This window comes from Enterobacter sp. CCUG 70166 (genome assembly GCF_020224095.1).
GTDB lineage: Bacteria > Pseudomonadota > Gammaproteobacteria > Enterobacterales > Enterobacteriaceae > Enterobacter > Enterobacter intestinihominis.
This window is the reverse complement of the sequence record NZ_NRIQ01000036.1, coordinates 46,487-68,139: the sequence shown is the minus strand read 5'-3', so window position 1 is coordinate 68,139 and position 21,653 is coordinate 46,487. Positions and strand designations below refer to the sequence as shown.

The following is a 21,653-nucleotide window of genomic DNA, read 5'->3' as shown; positions in this document are numbered from 1 at the left end:
CAGACAAGTCGTCGTATGAATGCTATGAATCATTCATACGTGTTATATTTATAATGTGGCGGTGGTGCGGTTATTAATTTACTTTGCTTTCAAAAGTATCAGAGCCGCCATTGTCATTAATGGTTTCGTAAGCAACAGTGCCGGTGGCAGTACTACCTAAACCTTTTACCTGCATAATTTGAGTACTAAACGGTAAAATGGATTTATGCTCAACCTGGTACTCTTTATTTGCTGATTTCAGCTTTACATTTGAAATAGAAACGTTGTAAGGGGAATCATTGTGTGCGATCAGGTTTAGCGTATTATCTTGTTTTTGTTGTGACCACGTTACTTTGGCGGCTGCATCTCCTGGCGTACCTTTCAGGCCGTCAGGTCGGAAAAAGAGTTTAATACGTGTGCGGAATGCCAGCTGGAGCTGGTTAGGATTTTCACCGTCTTTCACTTTTGACTTCGGTGGAATCTCGAGCACATTGAACCAGAATAGGGATTCGCGATCTTGCGGCAATGAACCACCCAGGTATGAGATCCGAACGGATTGACCTTTTTGCGGATCAATTCGGGATACTGGTGGAGTAATAATAAACGGTAATTTTAATTCCTGTGGGTTGGTGTCATCGCGACCGTCATCCAGCCATGATTGAACTAATAGTGGTTTTTTGCCACGGTTGTCTAAAGAAACGATGACATCTTTTTGCGACTGCTGATAAACAATACGTGTTCCCGAAATAACGATATCTGCGCTTGCCTGGAATGACGCGACAGCAGCAGCTGTAAAGCAGGCAGCTTTAAATCCTTTATAAAATGATGTGCTTAACATTTTTCCACTTCCTGTTGGAATGATATCAATAGTCCCCTGACGTACGTCAGGGGATAATATGAGCATTTTATTTATGCGCTTAAAATTACTCGTAGATCATGGTGAATGCAGCTTGTGCCTGAACCACACCAGCTGACACTGGGTTGTTGGCCGCATCCCAGTTCTGACCCTGGGTATACGCTACACGGTAGTAAAGTGCGCCTGCGCCTGTGGTATCAATCGTTGCTTTCTGGGTATTGTTGGTCTGATCCAGTTTGATCTGATCGGTAGCGGAGTTGCCATCGTTTGACAGTACCAGATTGACGTTTTTAGCGGCGCCTTGAGTATTTGATGGTGGAACCAGCAGACCGCCGGAAGTTGAAGAAGAACCCGCCCAGGAATCAAACTGAGCAGATGCCTGGTTGACGGTAGCAGAATCACAACCTGTCAGGGTGAGGGAGAATTTCTTTTCTCCCAGGGTGCTGGTGGTACCCAGCGCATTAGCGAAGTCTTTTACAAACACGGTATCCAGGTTAACGTCAAAATCATTACCATCCTGGTCAATCTTCTGATCCAGGGATACTTTACAGGTGTTATTAGAAACCATACCGTGGAAAGTAATAGTGCCTGTATCTGAAGGAATATCAGCTGCCATTGCAGAACCCGCACTCAGAACCATTGCTACTACAGTTGCCAGACCTAATTTATTAAAAGACATTTTTTATATCCATATTTAAATGCTAGAAAAGTGAACATAAGCAAGGCTTATGTTCGTTCCGAACAGATGCTTCGGGAAAAGGATTCTAAGTGATGAGTAATGGTTGTGAGAAGCCGTTAGGCATTAGAAATACTTAAACGATCTTTAAGTCAATATGATTATTTAATAGTGAATGATAATAATTGTTCATCATTTTGATGAGCAGGTGTTCGGCAGGGTGACTTGAATATATTAATAAAAATATATAAAAAGAACGCTATTCATTTTAATTATGTATAAATTACCCAACCTATTTGTCGGGTAATTTATAACAGTACTATTGGCTTAGGCAACCTGAACCGGAATTGCCTTCGCAATACGTTTCATTTCATTATCGCCTTCAAAGTATGCCACTTTTGGCTGCCAGCGACGTGCCTCTTCGTCAGACATCATCACAAAGCTGGCAATAATGACGATATCACCCACGTCCGCGCAGTGCGCCGCTGCCCCATTAACGGAGATGATTTTAGACCCGCGTTCAGCGGCAATCGCGTACGTTGAAAAGCGTTTGCCGTTATTAACGTTCCAGATATCAATAGCTTCGTTTTCGAGAATACCCGCCGCGTCGAGAAAATCCTGGTCGATCGCGCAGGAGCCTTCATAGTGCAGGTCGGCCTGGGTGACTTTCACACGGTGAAGCTTACCTTGTAGCATTTTGCGAATCATTACGTTTACCTTTCACTTCCGGGTAGTAAAACTACGCCAGTTCAACCACTTTGTTGTCGATAAGGCGGGCCTGGCCGAGCCAAGCCGCCACCAGAATTACCGCACGTTTGCTGGTATCTGAGAGTTCCAGAAGCGTATCGGCATCCCGAATTTGAACGTCGTCAGCACGAAGACCTTTCTCGTTCAGCGCCTGTTCAGCCAGAGCGATGATTTCTTCTGCGGTTAATTCTTTTGCCAGCAGTTGCTCTGCCATGGTATTCATGACTTTGCTTAAGCCTGGCGCAATTTTACGCTGTTCCGCAGTCAGATAGCCGTTACGGGAGCTAAGCGCCAGGCCATCTTTCGCACGTACAATCGGCACGCCGACAATCTCTATGTCGTAGCCCATATCGGCAACCATTTTGCGGATCAGCGCCAGCTGCTGGAAATCTTTCTCGCCAAAGCAGGCGATGTCCGGCTGCACCAGGTTAAACAGCTTGCTGACGATGGTGGAAACGCCGCGGAAATGGCCCGGACGGCTGGCACCCTCCAGCATGGTCGAAATACCCGGTACGTCGACGTAGGTCGCTTCAGTGGTACCCTGAGGATAAACATCTGCGGGGGCCGGTGCGAAGACGATATCCGCATGACGTTTTTTGAGCTTCTCGCAATCTTCCTGCAAGGTACGTGGATAGCGCGCCAGATCGTCTTCGCGATCGAACTGCATCGGGTTAACGAAGATACTGACTACCACGATATCTGCACGGGCTCTCGCTTCATCGACCAGCTTCATATGGCCGTCGTGCAGATTGCCCATGGTCGGGACCAGGGCGATACGTTTACCTTCCTGACGTGCACGGCGGATATGCTGGCGCAGCAGCGGCAGAGTTTCTATGATTAGCACACCTGGACTCCTTAATGGAAACTGTGTTCTTCGCCCGGATAAACGCCGGACTCAACCTCGGCAATATACTGCCGCACAGCAGCACGCATGTCGCCTGCTTCTGTCAGGAAATTTTTAGCAAATTTTGGAATGTGACCGCCGGTGATCCCGAAGGCGTCGTGCATGACCAGAATCTGGCCATCGGTGACGTTGCCCGCGCCGATGCCGATCACCGGAATCGACAGCGCCTCAGTGATACGCTTAGCCAGCTCAACCGGCACACACTCCAGCACCAGCAGCTGTGCACCAGCGGCTTCCAGCGCCAGGGCATCATCAAACAGCGTCTGCGCCGCATCGCCACGCCCCTGAACTTTATAACCGCCAAAGATATTCACGGATTGCGGCGTCAGCCCTAAGTGCCCGCAAACTGGCACGGCCCGTTCGGTGAGCATTTTCACCGTATCGACCAGCCAGTCGCCGCCTTCGATTTTGACCATATTGGCGCCGGCGCGCATCACAGTTGCCGCATTTTCAAAGGCCTGTTCCGGGGTGGCATACGCCATAAACGGCAGATCGGAAAGTAGCAGGCAGGCGGGCGCACCCCGGCGCACGGCGCGGGTATGGTAAGCAATATCCTCGACCGTGACCGGCAGAGTAGAATCATGTCCTTGTACCGTCATCCCTAACGAGTCTCCGACCAGCATGACGTTGATCCCTTCTTCGGCAAACAGTTTTGCGAAGCTGTAGTCATACGCGGTGATAGTGGCGAAGCGTTTCTTTTCCTGTTTGCATTTCTGCAATAAGGAGATGGTAGTTGGTTTCATACTGTTTCCTGATGGCCCAAAAGCGGATCTTTGCGCATTCTAACAGTAACATTCGAGGGAACAATGATTTTAGGCAATCGATTAACCATATTTGACACATGGCAAATCGGGGGTGACACGGGATTACCAGCGGACCGGTTTTTCCGCGTTGAGGCTTTGCAGAACGGCGTTCAGCGAGGTGCCGTCAGGGAAGGTGAGATCGGGGGCGACTTCAAACAGTGGCCAGAGCATAAACCCACGGTTTTTCATGTCATAGTGCGGAACGGTGAGGCGCTCGGTGTTAATCACCTTGTGGCCGAAAAGCATAATATCGAGGTCGAGCGTGCGCGGTCCCCAGCGTTCGGCTTTACGTACGCGACCCTGCTGTAGCTCAATACGCTGGGTATTATCCAGCAGCGTTTCTGCGTCAAGGGCTGTTTCCAGCACCACGGCGGCGTTCAGATAATCAGGCTGATCCTGCGGGCCGAGCGGGGGCGTACGGTAAAAGGAGGAGACCGCCACGATATGGCTTTGCGGGATCTCCCCCAGCGCCTGAACGGCAGCGTTAACCTGCACAAGCGGAGAGGCCAGATTGCTGCCGATGGCAATATACGCAAGGGTCATGCTGTGCCTTCACGACGCGGCGCGCGCTTGCGCGGGCGACGGTGACGACGGCGCGGTGCCGGCTCGTCATCCAGATCCGTGAGCATATCTTTTTGCTCCGGTGGTGCAGAGACCTGAAATTCTCCCCACCACTGCGCCAGGCGCTGTAGCTCCTGGTTTCTTTCGACTTCAGCACGCAGAGAGAGTAAATCGAACGCGGCGCGGAACTTAGGATGCTCCATCAGTTTCCAGGCACGTTTACCCTGACGGCGGGACATACGCAGCTGAAGCTGCCAGATATCACGCACCAGCGTGGTAATACGTTTCGGGATCGCCAGCGTGCGACAGCCTTCGTCCAGCACGTCGTTTGCCGCCAGCGCGAACGCATCATAATAGGCGAGGCCGCTCTCCTGGGTAATGCGCTGCGCCGTTTCCAGCAGCGGATACCAGAACATGGCCGCGAACAGGAACGCCGGATTCACGCGCATATCGTTATGAATACGGGTATCCGTGTTCTTCAGCACCTGTGCAATCATCCGCTCCATTGCGCTGTCACCGTTTTCGGTGAAGTAGCGGGTAATGGTCGGGAACAGCGGCTGGAACAGGTTGTATTCACGCAGCAAATTGTAGGTTTCAAACCCGTAGCCTGCCTGGAGCAGCTTTAACGACTCCTCAAACAGACGGGCAGGGGGGACGTCGTTAATCAGCGTCGCCAGGCGCGGGATCGGCTCTGCGGTTTCCGGGCTGATACGCATGTTTAGCTTGGCGGCGAAACGCACGGCGCGCAGCATCCGGACCGGATCTTCGCGATAGCGCGTTTCCGGCGTGCCGATCAGGCGAATCAGGCCGTCTTTCAGATCCTGCATACCGCCGACGTAATCGCGCACGGTAAAATCCGCCACGCTGTAGTAAAGGCTGTTGATGGTGAAATCGCGACGCTGAGCATCTTCTTCAATAGAGCCGAAGATGTTGTCGCGCAGCAGCATGCCGTTTTGGCCGCGCTGGGAAGTTGTGCGATCGTTGACGCCCGCTTCGTGGTGACCGCGGAAGGTCGCCACTTCAATAATTTCCGGTCCAAACATCACGTGCGCCAGACGGAAACGGCGACCAACCAGACGGCAGTTGCGGAATAATTTACGCACCTGTTCAGGCGTGGCGCTGGTCGTCACGTCGAAATCTTTTGGTTTTTTGCCCAGCAGTAAATCGCGCACCCCGCCGCCGACGAGATAGGCCTCGTAGCCTGCTTTATTCAGACGATAGAGCACCTTGAGGGCATTTTCACTGATATCTTTGCGGGAAATATTGTGCTGCTCACGCGGAATGACCGACATGTGTGGCTGTGCAATAGCATCATTCGCCATGCTCTCTTCGCGGCTCAGCACTTTACGGCAAAAATTAGCGACTCGGGTAAAAATAGTACACCTCGTAGTGTGTTTTGTTATCAAAAAAGCGGCTAATCATAGCTCAGCGCAACGCATTTGAGAATGCTGGATTTTTGGCACGGCCATAAGCGTCCAGTCAGCAATGGCCGTTTTCAGCAATTCATCCAGACTCAGATCCTGCCATTCCTGCGTTACATTCTGGTTGAGAAATCGCAGCGCGTCGATCAATACCGGGCGCGGATCGCCGTCAGGCAGCGCCGGGGCATGATTCTGTTTTGACAGCTTACTCCCCTGTTCATTGACCGCCAGCGGCAGATGGATGTAATCCGGCACCGTCCAGCCAAACTGCTGGTAAAGCGATATTTGCCGCACGGTAGGCTCAACCAAATCCGCCCCACGCACGATTTCCGTGACGCCCTGGAAATGGTCATCGACAACCACCGCCAGGTTATAGGCAAACAAGCCATCGCGACGGTGAATAATAAAATCTTCACGCGCCAGACGATCATCCGCCTGAATGGTTCCTGAGAGGACATCGGTAAACTGCGTCACCGGAGCGCGCTGTATCAGCCGTACGGCGGCATTCTCAGGGCCGTTGTGCCGCGTACGGCAGTGGCCGTCGTAAACGCCACCCACGCTCTGAATTCGCGCACGCGTGCAGGTGCAGTTATAGGAAAGGCCCTGTTCAGCAAGCCACGCCAGACGTTCACGGTAGGCATCATGGCGTTGAGACTGCCAGAGTACGTCGCCGTCCCAGTGAAGACCGTAATGTTCCAGCTGACGCAGAATAGTTTCTGCCGCACCGGGAACTTCACGCGGAGGATCGATATCTTCAATGCGAACCAGCCATTTACCCTGACGGGCGCGAGCCTGTAGGTAGCTGCCGAGCGCGGCAATTAATGAGCCGAAGTGTAATTCACCGGAGGGAGATGGCGCAAAGCGCCCGATATAGTGAGATTCAGACATATCAACGGTAACAAGGCGGGAGAAACTCCCGCCTTAGCAGAGTAGTGAGAGGGAAGGCGTTAGCCAGCCATCTGTTTTTCGCGGATTTCTGCCAGCGTTTTACAGTCGATGCACAGATCGGCTGTTGGACGCGCTTCCAGACGACGAATACCGATTTCAACACCGCAGGATTCGCAGTAGCCAAAATCTTCGTCCTCGACCTTTTTCAGCGTTTTCTCGATCTTTTTGATCAGTTTGCGCTCGCGGTCACGGTTACGCAGTTCGAGGCTGAACTCTTCTTCCTGAGCGGCACGGTCGACCGGATCCGGGAAGTTAGCAGCTTCATCCTGCATATGTGTAACGGTGCGATCGACTTCATCCCTGAGTTGATTACGCCATGCTTCAAGAATACGCTTGAAGTGCGACAGCTGGGCTTCGTTCATATACTCTTCGCCCGGCTTCTCTTGATACGGCTCCACCCCAGCGATGGCGAGAATACTCAGGGACGATGTTTTACGGTTTTGCCCTTCTTGCATGTTGCTTCTCCTTAACACGCACTATCGATCCCCGTGTTGGGGGAAAAATCAGGTCGCTATAAATAGCAGATGCTTTTCCGTATGGCAATTATCTAAACGTAACACTTGACAACCCTGTGAGGAAAAGCGTATTTGCGCACGCGGCCAGAACACTTATTAGTCAATCGTCTAATCCCTTATAAGACAATGGGAAGAGAGGATCTCAGAGTCATATTATCGGCAGAAAGTTCCGCTTTATAAGCGAAAATCTCTACCCCCTGCTTTTGTGCCTCATTCAACAATTGCGCGTATTTAGGATCAATATGACGGGCCGGGGAAAACCGTTCAATGGCTGAATGCAGAACCGCAAACAGCAACACGGCGCGCTTGCCCGCCGCCGCTACACTCATTAGCTCCCGCAGATGCTTCTGGCCACGTAGCGTTACCGCATCCGGAAAGAAGCCGTTTTCCTCTTCCGCTAACGTCACTGATTTCACTTCAATATAGCACTCAGGGCGGTCTTCCGCCTGTAACATAAAATCAATTCTGCTGCTTTCATCGCCATATTTCACTTCGCTTTTTTGCGTGCCGTAACCCACCAGTTCAGGAAGGATTCCATTTGTCAGGGCTTCCTTAACCAGCTGATTTGCGCGCAGGGTATTAACGCAAATAAATGCCCCGCTTTGCGTTTCGGTCATTTCCCAGGTATGAGGATATTTGCGTTTAGTATTTTCTGATGTGGAATACCAGACCGTGTCACCCGGCGTGGCGCAACCGGTCATGGCGCCGGTGTTAGGACAATGCAGCGTGAGCGTTTCGCCCTCAGGCGTGATCACGTCAGCGAGAAAGCGTTTGTAACGCTGGATCAGCGTGGCGGGCTGGAGTGCAGGGCTAAACTTCATCAGGATTCCTTAACGTGTCGCCCAGCGTCCAGCGCTGGAGCGGAGTGTAGCGGGTGCGTCCTTGTACAAAGGCAGATTCGTACAGCGCAAATTCATTCACCTGAAAAGACCAGTGAAAGCCCGGTGGCGGGATGGCAACAGCCTGACCCACATCGCGCAGCAGGGTAATGTGGGGATGAAACGGCTGCGGGCTCTGATAACAGCCGCTGCGCGCGGCCTGTGCCCGCAGCATGTTGGCGAGCTGGAGCAGTCCGCGAGGGGGTTGCCGCGTCCCCAGCCAGACCACCCGAGAGCGCAGCCATTGCCCGGCATCGTCAAGATGCAGCGTAAAACCCGGCTGAGAAATGCGTCCGGCCATTGCGCTTAACGCGCGCTGCTTTTCTGCGCTCACCTCGCCAAGAAAAGCTAACGTCAGGTGCATATTGGCGGCGACGACAGGGCGGCCCGCTTTCGCGGGGAAGTGGCTGGCGCGCCAGCGAACAATTTGCCGTTGAAGCGTGGTGGGTAATTCAATGGCGAAGAATAGCCGTTTTGACTCAGACATGCGCAAGACTCGGTGATGATATGCGCCGATGCTACAATGTACGCCGATTAATGTTAACCCTCTGGAGCCGTAAGTGTCCTCTTTGCCCGTCGCCGTCGTCCTTCCTGAGCTTCTCGCAGCCTTAGAACATGCGCCACAGGTTTTGCTCAGCGCGCCCACCGGAGCGGGTAAATCCACCTGGCTGCCCCTGCAAATTCTGCGCGAGGGGAGCATCAGCGGGAAAATTATCCTGCTGGAACCGCGCAGGCTGGCGGCGCGCAATGTGGCGCAGCGCCTGGCGGAACTGCTGAATGAAAAACCGGGCGAGACGGTAGGGTACCGGATGCGCGCCGAAACCTGCATTGGCCCGTCTACGCGGCTGGAGGTGGTCACTGAAGGCATTCTTACCCGTATGCTGCAAAACGATCCGGAGCTGAGCGGCGTCGGGCTGGTGATCCTTGATGAATTTCACGAGCGCAGCCTCCAGGCCGATCTGGCCCTTGCGCTGCTGCTCGACGTTCAGCAGGGGCTGCGCGACGACCTTCGGCTGCTGATTATGTCGGCGACGCTGGATAACGAGCGGCTCCGGCAGACGCTCCCTGACGCGCCGATGATCTCCTCTGAAGGGCGTGCGTTCCCGGTCGAGCGCCGCTATCAGCCGCTGCCTGGCCATCAGCGTTTTGACGAAGCCGTTGCCATCGCCACCGCCGAATTGCTCCGTCAGGAACCCGGCTCGCTGCTGCTGTTTTTACCCGGCGTAGGCGAAATCCAGCGCGTACAGGAGCAACTGGCATCCAGGGTGAGCAGTGACGTTATGCTGTGCCCGCTCTACGGCGCGCTGCATTTGGCTGACCAGCGCAAGGCGATCCTTCCCGCACCGGCGGGGCAGCGCAAAGTGGTACTGGCGACCAATATCGCCGAAACCAGTTTGACCATCGAAGGCATTCGCCTGGTGGTGGACAGTACGCAGGAGAGGGTGGCCAGTTTTGATCCGCGTACCGGGCTGACCAGGCTACTGACGCAGCGCATCAGCCAGGCCTCAATGGTGCAGCGCGCAGGCCGAGCTGGGCGTCTTGAGCCGGGTATTTGCCTGCATTTAACCAGCGCCGAGCAGGCGGAGCGTGCGGCATTGCAGAGTACGCCTGAGATTTTACAAAGCGATCTCTCCGGGCTGGTAATGGATCTGATGCAGTGGGGCTGCCCGGACCCTGACCAGCTCACCTGGCTTAATCCTCCGCCTGTTGTGAACCTTTCCGCCGCGCGCAGCCTGCTGACCCAGCTTGGCGCGCTGGAAGGCGAGCGACTGACGGCGCGCGGCCAGAAAATGGCGGCGCTGGGCAACGATCCGCGTCTGGCAGTGATGCTGGTGGCAGCACAAGGCGACGATGAAATTGCCACGGCGGCAAAACTGGCGGCTATTCTTGAGGAGCCGCCGCGCGGTGGCAGCAGCGATCTGGGACAGGCCTTTTCACGCCAGCAGGGAAACTGGCAACAGCGCGCGCAGCAGTTGTGTCACCGCCTGAAGAGCCGGGGAGGATCGCCTGACAGCGATAAAGTTATCCCTCTTCTGGCCCAGGCCTTCCCGGACAGAATCGCGCGCCGTCGCGGGCTGGATGGTCGTTATCAACTGGCAAATGGGATGGGCGCGATGCTTGACAGCGATGATGCTCTGACGCGTCATGAATGGCTGATCGCGCCGCTCTTACTCCAGGGCAGTCACTCCCCGGATGCGCGCATCTTGCAGGCGGTTGCCGTAGATATTGACGCCCTGACGCGTGCCTGCCCGCAGCTGCTTCAGCAATCTGACATCGTCGAATGGGATGATGCCCAGGGCACGCTGAAGGCGTTCCGTCGTAGCCAGATTGGCAAACTGACGCTCGGGACAAAACCGCTGGCTAAGCCGTCGGAGGAAGAGTTACACCAGGCGATGCTGAACGGCATTCGGGAAAAAGGGCTGAGCGTATTGAACTGGACGCCTGAGGCTGAACAATATCGTATACGTCTGCACTGCGCCGCGAAGTGGCTGCCGGAACAGGGGTGGCCAGCGGTGGATGATGAGACGCTGCTCGCGACGCTTGAACAGTGGTTGTTGCCGCAGATGAGCGGCGTACACTCCCTGCGCGCCCTTAAGGCGCTTGATGTTAAGGCAGCGTTACAGAATTTACTGGACTGGTCGTTACGTCAACGTCTGGATAGTGAACTGCCTGGGCATTACACTGTGCCAACCGGGAGTCGGATTGCCATTCGTTATCATGAGGATAATCCGCCAGCGCTGGCGGTTCGGATGCAGGAGATGTTTGGTGAGGCCACCACGCCGTCCATCGCTGAAGGGCGCGTGCCGTTAGTGCTTGAGCTGCTTTCGCCTGCGCATCGTCCCTTGCAGATCACCCGCGATCTGGGTGCGTTCTGGGCGGGGAGCTATCGTGAAGTGCAGAAAGAGATGAAGGGGCGATATCCCAAACACGTCTGGCCGGACGATCCGGCGAATACCGCGCCGACACGGCGCACGAAGAAATATTCGTAATGGGGGAGTGCGGCCTGAAAGGTAAAGTGCGGCCTGATGCCCTCACCCCGGCCCTCTCCCACAGGGAGAGGGAGAAAACACTAAAGACTTTCCTGTCAGGAAAGTCTTGCTGTTTATTTTGAGAGATTTCTTCTTTCACTGACCTGTGCAAGATAAGAAAATCTGGCCTTTGCGCCTGAATGTTGCGGAGAAAAAGCATGGCGGGGAATGACCGCGAGCCAATAGGACGTAAGGGAAAGCCGACGCGTCCGGCGAAAGAAAAGGTAAGCCGTCGTCGCCTCAGAGATGAGGAGTATGACGATGACTATGAAGACGATTATGAGGATGAAGAACCGATGCCGCGTAAAGGGAAAGGCAAAGGGCGTAAGCCTCGTGGTAAGCGCGGCTGGTTCTGGCTGCTGCTGAAGCTGTTTATTGTTTTTGTTGTCCTGATCGCGATTTACGGCGTTTATCTGGATCAGAAGATCCGCAGCCGTATCGACGGGAAAGTCTGGCAATTGCCTGCGGCAGTGTACGGCCGCATGGTGAACCTTGAGCCGGACATGTCCATCAGCAAGAATGAGATGGTGAAGCTGCTGCAAGCCACGCAGTATCGTCAGGTCACGAAAATGACCCGTCCGGGTGAATTTACCGTCCAGGCGAAAAGCATTGAGATGATCCGCCGTCCGTTCGACTTCCCGGACAGTAAAGAGGGGCAGGTGCGCGCGCGTCTGACCTTTGACGGCGATCGCCTGGAAACCATTGAGAACATGGATAACGATCGCCAGTTCGGTTTCTTCCGTCTCGATCCGCGTCTCATCACCATGCTGTCGTCCGCAAACGGCGAACAGCGCCTGTTCGTGGCGCGTAACGGCTTCCCGGATCTGCTGGTGGATACCCTGCTGGCAACCGAAGACCGCCACTTCTACGAGCACGACGGGATTAGCCTCTACTCCATTGGTCGTGCGGTACTGGCTAACCTGACCGCGGGGCGTACGGTGCAGGGGGCGAGTACCCTGACCCAGCAGCTGGTGAAAAACCTGTTCCTCTCCAGCGAGCGCTCTTACTGGCGTAAAGCCAACGAAGCGTACATGGCCGTGCTGATGGATGCGCGCTACAGCAAGGATCGTATTCTTGAGCTGTACATGAACGAGGTGTACCTCGGTCAGAGCGGCGATAACGAGATCCGCGGCTTCCCGCTGGCGAGCCTGTACTACTTTGGCCGTCCGGTAGAAGAGCTGAGCCTTGACCAGCAGGCGCTGCTGGTGGGCATGGTAAAAGGCGCGTCGATCTACAACCCGTGGCGTAACCCGAAACTGGCGCTGGAGCGTCGTAACCTGGTGCTGCGTCTGCTGCAACAACAGCAGGTGATTGACCAGGAGCTGTACGACATGCTGAGCGCGCGTCCGCTGGGCGTTCAGCCGCGCGGTGGGGTGATCTCTCCGCAGCCTGCCTTTATGCAGATGGTACGTCAGGAGTTGCAGTCTAAGCTCGGAGATAAAGTGAAAGATCTCTCCGGGGTGAAGATCTTCACCACCTTTGACTCCGTGGCGCAGGATGCGGCAGAAAAAGCGGCGGTTGAAGGTATTCCGGTTCTGAAGAAGCAGCGTAAGCTGAGCGATCTGGAAACCGCGATGGTGGTAGTTGATCGCAACACCGGCGAAGTTCGCGCCATGGTGGGCGGCGCCGAGCCGCAGTATGCGGGCTATAACCGCGCGATGCAGGCGCGTCGTTCGATTGGTTCTCTGGCAAAACCGGCAACCTACCTGACCGCGCTGAGCCAGCCGAATCTCTATCGACTGAACACCTGGATTGCCGATGCGCCAATCTCCCTGCGCCAGCCTAACGGCCAGGTGTGGTCTCCGCAGAACGATGATAAGCAGTTCAGCGGCCAGGTGATGCTGGTGGATGCGTTAACCCGCTCGATGAACGTGCCGACTGTTAACCTCGGCATGGCGCTGGGCCTCCCCGCCATCACCGACACCTGGCAGAAGCTGGGCGTACCGAAAGATCAGCTGCACCCTGTGCCAGCGATGATCCTGGGGGCGCTTAACCTGACGCCAATCGAAGTGGCCCAGGCGTTCCAGACCATCGCCAGCGGCGGTAACCGAGCGCCGCTTTCCGCCCTGCGTTCGGTGATTGCCGAAGATGGCTCCGTGCTGTATCAGAGCTTCCCGCAGGCGGAGCGCGCTGTTCCGGCGCAGGCGGCCTATATGACGCTGTGGACCATGCAGCAGGTGGTCCAGCGCGGTACCGGGCGTCAGCTGGGGGCGAAGTATCCTGGTCTGCATCTGGCGGGTAAAACCGGGACTACCAACAACAACGTCGATACCTGGTTCGCCGGTATTGATGGCCGTGAAGTGGTGATCACCTGGGTGGGCCGCGATAACAACCAGCCGACCAAACTGTATGGTGCGAGCGGCGCGATGTCGATTTACCAGCGTTATCTGGCCAATCAGTCTCCGGTGCCGCTGAACCTCGTTGCCCCGGAAGATATCGTCGATATGGGCGTGGACAGCTCGGGTAACTTCATCTGTGGCGGCGGCGTGCGTTCGCTGCCGGTCTGGACGACCAACCCGGATGCGCTGTGCCAGCAAAGCCAGCCAGAAGAACCGACAGGTAACCCGTTCGATCAGTCTTCTCAACCTCAGCAGCCGCAGCAGCAGCAGCCGCAGCAGCAGGAAGAGAAGAAAGACAGCGACGGCGTCGCCGGTTGGATCAAGGATATGTTCGGCGGCAACTAGCCCTTATGACACCCCCTTCCCTGGAAGGGGGTGTTTTTTCACCTCAGCAACTCATTTCCTTAACCCTGTTTTCAATCCTTATTAACGACCCGTTTTCCGTTGATTATTTCTTAAACCCTCAATTCTTGTAGGGCCGCATATCGCTTGCTATGCCGTCAGCGTTTCGCATATTATTCTGCGGTCATAATAATAATTCTCGTTTACGTTATCATTCACCTTTTTCATCAGAGATCCATCATGGCGCTTTCCAATACTGCTCAGCCAATTAACACGTCGCTGCGTAAAATCGCAGCCGTCGTAGCCACAGCGGTTGCCGGCATGTCTGCTTATGCACAGGCCGCTGAAACCCCCAAGAAAGAAGAAACCATCACCGTGACTGCCGCACCGGCTGCACAGGAAAGTGCCTGGGGTCCTGCACCGACGATTGCGGCAAAACGCACTGCAACGGCGACGAAAACCGATACACCCATTGAGAAAACCCCGCAGTCTATTTCTGTTGTGACTCGTGAAGAGATGGACATGAAACAGCCGGGGACGGTTAAACAGGCCCTGGCCTACACCCCAAGCGTTTTCGCAACGCGCGGCGCCTCAACAACTTACGATGTGGTTTCGATTCGTGGTTTCACGACCTCCAGCACCGTGAATACCAACCAGTATCTGGATGGGATGAAGTTGCAGGGAGACAACTACTCTGAAGCGTCCATGGACCCGTACTTCCTTGAGCGCGTAGAGCTGCTGCGTGGCCCGACGTCTGTACTGTATGGCAAAAGCCATCCGGGCGGCGTAGTGAGTATGGTCAGCAAGCGTCCAACCACGGAACCGTTGAAAGAAATTCAGTTCAAAATGGGGACGGATAACCTCTGGCAGACGGGGTTTGATTTCAGCGACGCGATTGACGATGACGGCGTGTGGTCCTACCGTCTGACCGGTCTGGGACGTAGTGAGAACGCGCAGCAGGAAATGGTGAAGTCTACTCGTTACGCGATTGCGCCGTCTTTCAGCTGGCGTCCTGATGATAAAACCGATTTCACCTTCCTGAGCAACTTCCAGAGCGATCCGGATGCGGGTTACTACGGCTGGCTGCCACGTGAAGGTACCGTTGTGCCTTACTATGATGCTAACGGAAAAGCGCACAAACTGCCGACCGACTTCAACGAAGGTGATGAAGACAATAAGATCTCCCGTCGTCAGAAAATGGTGGGTTACAGCTTCGCGCATGAATTCAACGACACCTTCACCGTGCGTCAGAACCTGCGTTATACCAAAATCAACACGCTGTACCGTTCAGTTTACGGTAACGGCTATATCGCCCCGGCCCAGATCAGCCGTGCCTACGTGCGCTCAGATGAAGATCTCAACTCGTTCACGGTTGATACACAGCTCCAGTCGAAATTCGCGACCGGCGCCGTTGACCATACCCTGCTGACGGGTGTGGATTACCTTCGTATGCGAAATGACATTGATGCTGACTACGGCACCGCCGATCCGATCAGCATGAACAATCCTCAGCACGGCAATGCGAACGTCAATGTGAACTTCCCGTATGCCATGCTCAATCGTCAGGAGCAGACCGGGCTCTATGCGCAGGATCAGGCTGAATGGGATAAGTGGGTACTCACCTTGGGTGGCCGCTATGACTTTGCGAAAACGTCTGCCTTTAACCGTAATAACGGAACCACCGCGGAAATTAACGATCAGGCATTTACCTGGCGCGGGGGGATTAACTACCTGTTCGACAACGGGATTACACCATACTTCAGCTACAGTGAATCCTTTGAACCGCTCTCTGGCACCACCCAGGGCGGCAAACCGTTCGATCCGGCGCGCGGCAAGCAGTATGAAGCGGGCGTGAAGTATGTTCCAAAAGATCTGCCTGTTGTAGTGACGGCAGCGGTATACCAGCTGACCAAGAACAATAACCTGACCGCCGATCCGGCGAACCCGACCAGCGGCTTTAGCGTGCAGGGCGGTGAAATTCGCTCCCGAGGCTTTGAGCTGGAAGCGAAAGCGGCGGTGTCGGCTAACGTGAACGTGACGGCGGCCTACAGCTACACTGATGCACAATACACCCACGACACCTGGTATGAAGGTCGTCGTCCGGCAGAAGTACCGCGCAACATGGCATCACTGTGGGCGGATTACACCTTCCACGAGACGGCGCTAAGTGGCCTGACCGTTGGTGCGGGTGCTCGCTACATCGGTAACACGGTGACGTACTACTCCTCAGCGTCGCCTAAAGCCTATGAGTCCTTCAACGTCGCGGGTTATGCCCTGGCGGATGCGACCGTGAAATACGATCTGGCGCGCTTCGGTCTGCCGGGCTCTTCCGTCGGCGTCAACGTGAACAACATCTTTGATCGTGAATACGTCTCCAGCTGCTACAGCGAGTATGCATGCTACTGGGGAGCAGGACGCCAGGTTGTTGCCACGGCGACCTTCCGCTTCTAACCTCTTTATGGGCACGGTTCGCCGTGCCCTTTTTATTTAAGTTGGCTGACATGCAGGATACTAAAACGCAATCCGACTCCACCTTCACGCTCAACAATCTCTCCTTTCGCGTACCCGGGCGCACCTTGCTGCATCCGCTCTCTTTGACGTTTCCCGCAGGTAAAGTGACCGGTTTAATCGGGCACAATGGTTCCGGTAAATCGACGCTGCTGAAGATGCTGGGCCGTCATCAGCCGCCGTCCGAGGGCGACATTCTGCTGGATGACCAGCCGCTGGCGAGCTGGAGCAGTAAGGCCTTTGCCCGCAAGGTGGCCTATCTGCCGCAGCAGTTGCCGCAGGCGGAGGGGATGACGGTGCGCGAGCTGGTGGCGATTGGACGTTATCCGTGGCACGGTGCGCTCGGGCGTTTTGGCGTTGCTGACAGAGAGAAAGTGGAAGAGGCGATCGCGCTGGTTGGGTTAAAACCGCTGGCGCACCGTCTGGTGGATAGCCTGTCCGGTGGCGAGCGTCAGCGCGCATGGATCGCGATGCTGGTAGCGCAGGACAGCCGCTGCCTGCTGCTCGACGAACCCACTTCAGCGCTGGATATTGCTCATCAGGTTGACGTCCTGGCGCTGGTGCATCGCTTAAGCCAGCAGCGCGGCCTGACGGTGATTGCCGTTCTGCATGATATCAACATGGCGGCACGCTACTGCGACTATCTGGTAGCGCTGCGCGGCGGTGAAATGATCGCTCAGGGTACGCCTGCCGAACTGATGCGCAGCGAAACGCTGGAACATATCTACGGTATTCCTATGGGCATTCTGCCTCACCCGGCCGGGGCTGCACCCGTGAGCTTTGTCTACTGATGCTGGATCCAACATTAATTAGCCGCCGTCGCCTGCTGACGGCCATGGCACTCTCACCGCTGCTGTTAAAGATGGGCCCGGCCCGCGCTGCCGCAGTCGATCCGCACCGCATCGTGGCGCTGGAGTGGTTGCCCGTCGAACTGATGATGGCGCTGGGCGTGACGCCTTACGGCGTGGCCGATATTCCTAACTACACCCTGTGGGTGAATGAGCCAAAACTGCCGGACTCCGTCATCGACATCGGTCTGCGTACGGAGCCGAACCTCGAGCTTCTCACCCAGATGAAACCGTCTTATTTATTCTGGTCTGCGGGGTATGGCCCGTCGGAAGAGACCATGGCGAAGATTGCGCCCGGACGGGGCTTTTCCTTTAGCGACGGTAAAAAGCCGCTGACCATGGCAAAAAATTCCATCCACGAGATGGCGCAGTTCCTCAACCGTGAGGCTGAGGCGAAAAAACATCTCAATGAATTTGATGCGCTGATTGATTCCCTTAAGCCGCGCTTTGCCCAGCGTGGCGATCGGCCTTTGCTGATGGTGACCCTGCTGGATGCCCGCCATATGCTGGTCTTTGGAAATAACTGTCTGTTCCAGGAAGTACTCGACAGCTTTGGCATTCGCAATGCCTGGGAAGGCGAGATGACGTTCTGGGGCAGTACCGCCGTGGGGATTGACCGTCTGGCGGCGTTTCGTGATGTGGACGTGCTGTGCTTTGACCACGGCAATGAGCGCGAAATGCAAACCCTGATGGCGACTCCGCTCTGGCAGGCAATGTCGTTCGTCCGCGAGCAGCGCTTCCTGCGCGCGCCAGCGGTATGGTTCTACGGCGCGACGCTGTCGGCCATGCATTTTGCCCGCGTGCTGGACAATGCACTGGGAGGCAAGGCATGAGCACGCGTATGGCCCGTTTCCCGATGTTACTGTTAGCGCTCATTTTTCTGGCTGCCCTGGCATTAACCGGCTTTAACCTGACCACGGCGTTACCGCGCGATCAGTGGGCAGCCGCGTTTGCCGCACCGGATATCGACAATATTCAGCAAATGCTGTTCCACTACAGCCTGCTGCCGCGTCTGGCTATCTCCCTGCTGGTCGGGGCGGGACTGGGACTGGTGGGTGTACTGTTTCAGCAGGTGCTACGTAACCCGCTGGCGGAGCCAACCACGCTGGGCGTGGCGACGGGGGCTCAGCTGGGGATCACCATCACCACGCTCTGGACCCTGCCGGGAGCGTTAACCTCGCAGTTTGCCGCGCTGGCAGGCGCATGCGTGGTCGGTGCGCTGGTCTTTGGCGTAGCCTGGGGAAAACGTCTCTCACCGGTCACGCTGATCCTCGCGGGGCTGGTCGTCAGCCTCTACTGTGGGGCGATCAACCAGCTGCTGGTGCTGTTTCACCACGACCAGCTGCAAAGCATGTTTATGTGGAGTACCGGCACGCTCACCCAGACCGACTGGAGTATCGTCCAGCGCCTGTGGCCGCAGCTGTTTGGCGGCGTGGTGCTGACGCTGCTGCTGCTGCGTCCGCTCACGCTGATGGGCCTTGATGACGGCGTGGCGCGCAATCTCGGGCTGGCGCTGTCGCTGGCCCGTCTGGCGGCCCTGACCCTGGCGATTGTGCTGAGCGCGTTACTGGTTAACGCCGTCGGCATCATCGGTTTTATCGGCCTGTTTGCGCCATTGCTGGCAAAAATGCTCGGCGCGCGCCGTCTGCTGGCGCGTCTGATGCTGGCGCCGCTGATTGGTGCGCTGATCCTCTGGCTTTCCGATCAGCTCATTCTCTGGCTGGCGCGCGTCTGGATGGAAGTTTCCACGGGCTCGGTGACGGCCCTGATCGGCGCGCCGCTGCTGCTGTGGCTGCTGCCGCACCTGCGCAGCATTAGCGCTCCGGCGATGGATGCCGGCGATAAAGTGCATGCCGAGCGTCAGTCGGTGGTGTGGTTCAGCCTTGCCGGGCTGGCAGTGCTGGTTATCGCCTCGTTTGCCGCACTCTCGCTGGGACGCGACGCCACGGGCTGGCACTGGGCAACGGGGGATTTGCTGCATGAACTCATGCAGTGGCGCTGGCCGCGGATTTTCTCCGCGCTGATTGCGGGCGTCATGCTGGCGGTGGCGGGCTGTATTATCCAGCGTCTCACCGGCAACCCGATGGCAAGCCCGGAAGTATTAGGGATCAGCTCCGGGGCCGCGTTTGGCGTAGTGTTGATGTTGTTCCTCGTACCGGGAAATGCGTTCGGCTGGCTGATGCCTGCCGGGAGTATCGGTGCGGCAGTCACGCTGATGATTATCCTGATCGCCTCCGGGCGAGGTGGTTTCTCACCTCACCGCATGCTGCTGGCCGGGATGGCGCTCAGCACCGCGTTTACTATGCTGCTGATGATGTTGCAGGCGAGCGGCGATCCGCGCATGGCGCAGATCCTGACATGGATTTCCGGTTCAACATACAACGCCACCGGCAGTCAGGTGGTGCATACCGGGATTGTGATGATCGTGCTGCTGGCGATTGTGCCGCTGTGCCGCCGCTGGATGACCATTCTGCCGCTGGGTGGGGATACCGCCCGCGCGGTCGGGGTGGCGCTGACGCCAACGCGCATTGCGCTGTTGCTGCTGGCCGCGTGCCTGACGGCGACGGCCACCATGACTATCGGCCCGCTCAGTTTTGTCGGATTAATGGCGCCGCATATCGCCCGTATGATGGGTTTCCGCAGGACTTTGCCGCATATCGTGATCTCTGCGCTGACGGGCGGGGCGATCCTGGTCTTTGCTGACTGGTGCGGAAGGATGGTGCTGTTCCCGTATCAGATCCCGGCGGGCCTCCTGTCGACCTTTATCGGCGCGCCTTACTTTATTTATCTGTTGAGAAAGCAGAGTCGGTAATAAAAGTAAACGGCAATCCTTAGATTGCCGTTTTAGTGTTTGCTCCCTCTCCCTGTGGGAGAGGGTTGGGGTGAGGGCATCAAGCCGCACATTTTACAGCTTCGCAAATACCTTACGCGCTGCGTCGATGGTGTTATTGATATCTTCTTCGCTGTGCGCCACGGACATAAAGCCTGCTTCAAACGCTGACGGGGCAAGATACACGCCTTCTTCCAGCATCAGGTGGAAGAAGCGTTTGAAGCGTTCCACGTCGCATTTCACCACGTCCTGATAGCAGGTCACGGTTTTCGCATCGGTGAAGAAAATCCCGAACATCCCGCCCACGTGGTTCACCACCAGTGGAATACCCGCATCTTCTGCGGCTTCCAGCAAACCGTTTGCCAGTTGCGTCGTCCGGTCCGTCAAGGTTTCGTGGATACCCGGCTGCGCCACTTCGGTCAGACAGGCAAAGCCCGCCGCCATCGCAATCGGGTTACCGGAGAGCGTACCCGCCTGGTAAACCGGACCGGTTGGCGCCAGCACGTCCATGACGTCCTTACGTCCACCGAACGCGCCGACAGGCATGCCGCCGCCAATGATTTTGCCGAGGCAGGTCAGATCCGGCTCCACGCCATAATAAGACTGGGCACCCGCCAGCGCCACGCGGAAGCCGGTCATCACTTCGTCGATGATCAGCAGCGCGCCGAACTCATCGCACAGGGCGCGCAGGCCCGGCAGGAAGTCAGGCTGCGGTGGGATACAGTTCATGTTGCCCGCAACTGGCTCAACGATGATGCAGGCGATCTCCTGCGGATACTGCTCGAACGCGGCGCGAACGGTGTTCAGATCGTTATAGGTGCAGGTCAACGTGTGTTTCGCGAAATCAGCCGGCACCCCCGGGGAGTTCGGCTGGCCGAGGGTCAGCGCGCCGGAACCGGCTTTCACCAGCAGACAGTCGGCATGGCCGTGATAACAACCTTCGAACTTGATGATCTTGTCACGGCCGGTAAAACCGCGCGCCAGACGGATAGCGCTCATGGTCGCTTCGGTACCGGAGTTCACCATACGCACCATGTCCATCGTTGGCACCAGTTCGGTGACCAGCTCCGCCATTTTGACTTCCATCTCGGTTGGCGCACCGAAGCTCAGGCCGCGCTGAGCGGCTTCAATCACCGCGTTGCGGATCGCCGGGTGGTTATGCCCCAGTACCATCGGGCCCCAGGAGCCGACGTAATCGACATAGGCTTTACCATCCACATCATACAGATATGCGCCATCCGCACGTTCGATAAACAGCGGGGTGCCACCCACGCCGGTAAAGGCGCGCACGGGTGAGTTCACGCCGCCTGGGATTAGCTCGCGGGCTGCGCTGTAGAGGTTTTCAGACTTGCTCATGGCGTCGTTCCTGGTTCGTAGAAATGAGTTAAGGCAACTATTCTAAGTGATTCGGAAGAGGTTATAAAATTTTTGCCCCATAGAAGGCTTAACAATTGTTAAGTATTTTTCAG

Annotated in this window: 18 protein-coding genes; 6 read left to right on the top strand and 12 right to left on the bottom strand. The window is 56.1% G+C overall.

Translation table 11 applies throughout. From position 1 onward, the window contains the following. Positions 1-73: 73 nt before the first annotated feature. The 11 genes from CKK19_RS15850 to thpR all read right to left on the bottom strand — a co-directional run bounded on the left by CKK19_RS15850 (position 74) and on the right by thpR (position 8,775). Positions 74-817, bottom strand: coding sequence for a fimbrial chaperone (locus CKK19_RS15850; RefSeq protein ID WP_063853352.1), 744 nt, complete (start codon positions 815-817; stop codon positions 74-76). Between the two features lie 85 nt (positions 818-902). Then, positions 903-1,514, bottom strand: a complete 612-nt coding sequence (locus CKK19_RS15845) for a fimbrial protein (protein ID WP_023299349.1) — start codon at positions 1,512-1,514, stop codon at positions 903-905. A gap of 324 nt (positions 1,515-1,838) precedes the next feature. Further along, the gene (panD, locus tag CKK19_RS15840; protein ID WP_022647084.1) at positions 1,839-2,219 is read right to left on the bottom strand and encodes an aspartate 1-decarboxylase; all 381 of its coding nucleotides are present in this window, start codon (positions 2,217-2,219) and stop codon (positions 1,839-1,841) included. A 31-nt stretch (positions 2,220-2,250) separates the two neighbouring features. After that, complete coding sequence (panC, locus tag CKK19_RS15835; protein ID WP_022647085.1) at positions 2,251-3,102, bottom strand: pantoate--beta-alanine ligase; 852 nt, start codon at positions 3,100-3,102, stop codon at positions 2,251-2,253. A gap of 11 nt (positions 3,103-3,113) precedes the next feature. Further along, positions 3,114-3,905 carry a 3-methyl-2-oxobutanoate hydroxymethyltransferase gene (gene panB, locus CKK19_RS15830; protein WP_022647086.1) on the bottom strand — a complete coding sequence of 264 codons (792 nt, stop codon included), beginning with the start codon at positions 3,903-3,905 and terminating at the stop codon, positions 3,114-3,116. A 123-nt stretch (positions 3,906-4,028) separates the two neighbouring features. Further along, positions 4,029-4,508 (bottom strand): 2-amino-4-hydroxy-6-hydroxymethyldihydropteridine diphosphokinase, encoded by a 480-nt coding sequence (gene folK / locus CKK19_RS15825; protein ID WP_063853353.1) that lies wholly within the window; start codon positions 4,506-4,508, stop codon positions 4,029-4,031. Next, a complete protein-coding gene (gene pcnB / locus CKK19_RS15820) occupies positions 4,505-5,902 on the bottom strand; it encodes a polynucleotide adenylyltransferase PcnB (RefSeq protein WP_071785222.1) in 1,398 nt (465 codons plus the stop codon). The genes folK and pcnB overlap by 4 nt, the downstream gene beginning before the upstream one ends. Before the next feature lie 42 nt (positions 5,903-5,944). Next, complete coding sequence (gene gluQRS, locus CKK19_RS15815) at positions 5,945-6,835, bottom strand: tRNA glutamyl-Q(34) synthetase GluQRS (protein WP_022647088.1); 891 nt, start codon at positions 6,833-6,835, stop codon at positions 5,945-5,947. 59 nt (positions 6,836-6,894) lie between these two features. Further along, the gene (gene dksA / locus CKK19_RS15810) at positions 6,895-7,350 is read right to left on the bottom strand and encodes an RNA polymerase-binding protein DksA (protein WP_001155232.1); all 456 of its coding nucleotides are present in this window, start codon (positions 7,348-7,350) and stop codon (positions 6,895-6,897) included. A 176-nt stretch (positions 7,351-7,526) separates the two neighbouring features. Further along, the gene (gene sfsA, locus CKK19_RS15805) at positions 7,527-8,231 is read right to left on the bottom strand and encodes a DNA/RNA nuclease SfsA (protein WP_023299353.1); all 705 of its coding nucleotides are present in this window, start codon (positions 8,229-8,231) and stop codon (positions 7,527-7,529) included. Then, the gene (gene thpR, locus CKK19_RS15800; RefSeq protein ID WP_063853354.1) at positions 8,221-8,775 is read right to left on the bottom strand and encodes an RNA 2',3'-cyclic phosphodiesterase; all 555 of its coding nucleotides are present in this window, start codon (positions 8,773-8,775) and stop codon (positions 8,221-8,223) included. The genes sfsA and thpR overlap by 11 nt, the downstream gene beginning before the upstream one ends. Before the next feature lie 73 nt (positions 8,776-8,848). Here thpR and hrpB point away from each other — a divergent pair, with 73 nt between their 5' ends. From hrpB to fhuB, 6 genes are all read left to right on the top strand, one after another. Then, entirely contained in the window at positions 8,849-11,278 is a 2,430-nt protein-coding gene (gene hrpB, locus CKK19_RS15795) for an ATP-dependent helicase HrpB (RefSeq protein WP_063853355.1), read from the top strand. Between the two features lie 197 nt (positions 11,279-11,475). Continuing rightward, positions 11,476-14,001, top strand: a complete 2,526-nt coding sequence (gene mrcB / locus CKK19_RS15790) for a bifunctional glycosyl transferase/transpeptidase (RefSeq protein ID WP_023305460.1) — start codon at positions 11,476-11,478, stop codon at positions 13,999-14,001. 237 nt (positions 14,002-14,238) lie between these two features. After that, complete coding sequence (fhuA, locus tag CKK19_RS15785; protein ID WP_045623153.1) at positions 14,239-16,449, top strand: ferrichrome porin FhuA; 2,211 nt, start codon at positions 14,239-14,241, stop codon at positions 16,447-16,449. A 50-nt stretch (positions 16,450-16,499) separates the two neighbouring features. Beyond that, positions 16,500-17,297 carry a Fe3+-hydroxamate ABC transporter ATP-binding protein FhuC gene (gene fhuC, locus CKK19_RS15780; RefSeq protein ID WP_022647093.1) on the top strand — a complete coding sequence of 266 codons (798 nt, stop codon included), beginning with the start codon at positions 16,500-16,502 and terminating at the stop codon, positions 17,295-17,297. Next, positions 17,297-18,187: a Fe(3+)-hydroxamate ABC transporter substrate-binding protein FhuD gene (fhuD, locus tag CKK19_RS15775; protein WP_063853356.1), complete on the top strand. Its 891-nt coding sequence runs from the start codon at positions 17,297-17,299 to the stop codon at positions 18,185-18,187. The genes fhuC and fhuD overlap by 1 nt, the downstream gene beginning before the upstream one ends. Next, the gene (gene fhuB / locus CKK19_RS15770) at positions 18,184-20,166 is read left to right on the top strand and encodes a Fe(3+)-hydroxamate ABC transporter permease FhuB (RefSeq protein WP_225455184.1); all 1,983 of its coding nucleotides are present in this window, start codon (positions 18,184-18,186) and stop codon (positions 20,164-20,166) included. The genes fhuD and fhuB overlap by 4 nt, the downstream gene beginning before the upstream one ends. Positions 20,167-20,259: 93 nt before the next feature. Here the strand turns inward: fhuB and hemL are convergent, their stop codons facing one another. Continuing rightward, the gene (hemL, locus tag CKK19_RS15765) at positions 20,260-21,540 is read right to left on the bottom strand and encodes a glutamate-1-semialdehyde 2,1-aminomutase (protein ID WP_048965719.1); all 1,281 of its coding nucleotides are present in this window, start codon (positions 21,538-21,540) and stop codon (positions 20,260-20,262) included. Positions 21,541-21,653 lie beyond the last annotated feature (113 nt).

Bases quoted from the DNA above. Each gene is read 5' to 3' on its own strand.
- hemL (WP_048965719.1), bottom strand. From the start codon at position 21,540: ATGAGCAAGTCTGAAAACCTCTACAGCGCAGCCCGCGAGCTAATCCCA.
- CKK19_RS15850 (WP_063853352.1), bottom strand. From the start codon at position 817: ATGTTAAGCACATCATTTTATAAAGGATTTAAAGCTGCCTGCTTTACA.
- gluQRS (WP_022647088.1), bottom strand. From the start codon at position 6,835: ATGTCTGAATCTCACTATATCGGGCGCTTTGCGCCATCTCCCTCCGGT.
- CKK19_RS15845 (WP_023299349.1), bottom strand. From the start codon at position 1,514: ATGTCTTTTAATAAATTAGGTCTGGCAACTGTAGTAGCAATGGTTCTG.
- fhuC (WP_022647093.1), top strand. From the start codon at position 16,500: ATGCAGGATACTAAAACGCAATCCGACTCCACCTTCACGCTCAACAAT.
- panD (WP_022647084.1), bottom strand. From the start codon at position 2,219: ATGATTCGCAAAATGCTACAAGGTAAGCTTCACCGTGTGAAAGTCACC.
- dksA (WP_001155232.1), bottom strand. From the start codon at position 7,350: ATGCAAGAAGGGCAAAACCGTAAAACATCGTCCCTGAGTATTCTCGCC.
- fhuB (WP_225455184.1), top strand. From the start codon at position 18,184: ATGAGCACGCGTATGGCCCGTTTCCCGATGTTACTGTTAGCGCTCATT.
- mrcB (WP_023305460.1), top strand. From the start codon at position 11,476: ATGGCGGGGAATGACCGCGAGCCAATAGGACGTAAGGGAAAGCCGACG.
- sfsA (WP_023299353.1), bottom strand. From the start codon at position 8,231: ATGAAGTTTAGCCCTGCACTCCAGCCCGCCACGCTGATCCAGCGTTAC.
- fhuA (WP_045623153.1), top strand. From the start codon at position 14,239: ATGGCGCTTTCCAATACTGCTCAGCCAATTAACACGTCGCTGCGTAAA.
- thpR (WP_063853354.1), bottom strand. From the start codon at position 8,775: ATGTCTGAGTCAAAACGGCTATTCTTCGCCATTGAATTACCCACCACG.
- folK (WP_063853353.1), bottom strand. From the start codon at position 4,508: ATGACCCTTGCGTATATTGCCATCGGCAGCAATCTGGCCTCTCCGCTT.
- panB (WP_022647086.1), bottom strand. From the start codon at position 3,905: ATGAAACCAACTACCATCTCCTTATTGCAGAAATGCAAACAGGAAAAG.
- fhuD (WP_063853356.1), top strand. From the start codon at position 17,297: ATGCTGGATCCAACATTAATTAGCCGCCGTCGCCTGCTGACGGCCATG.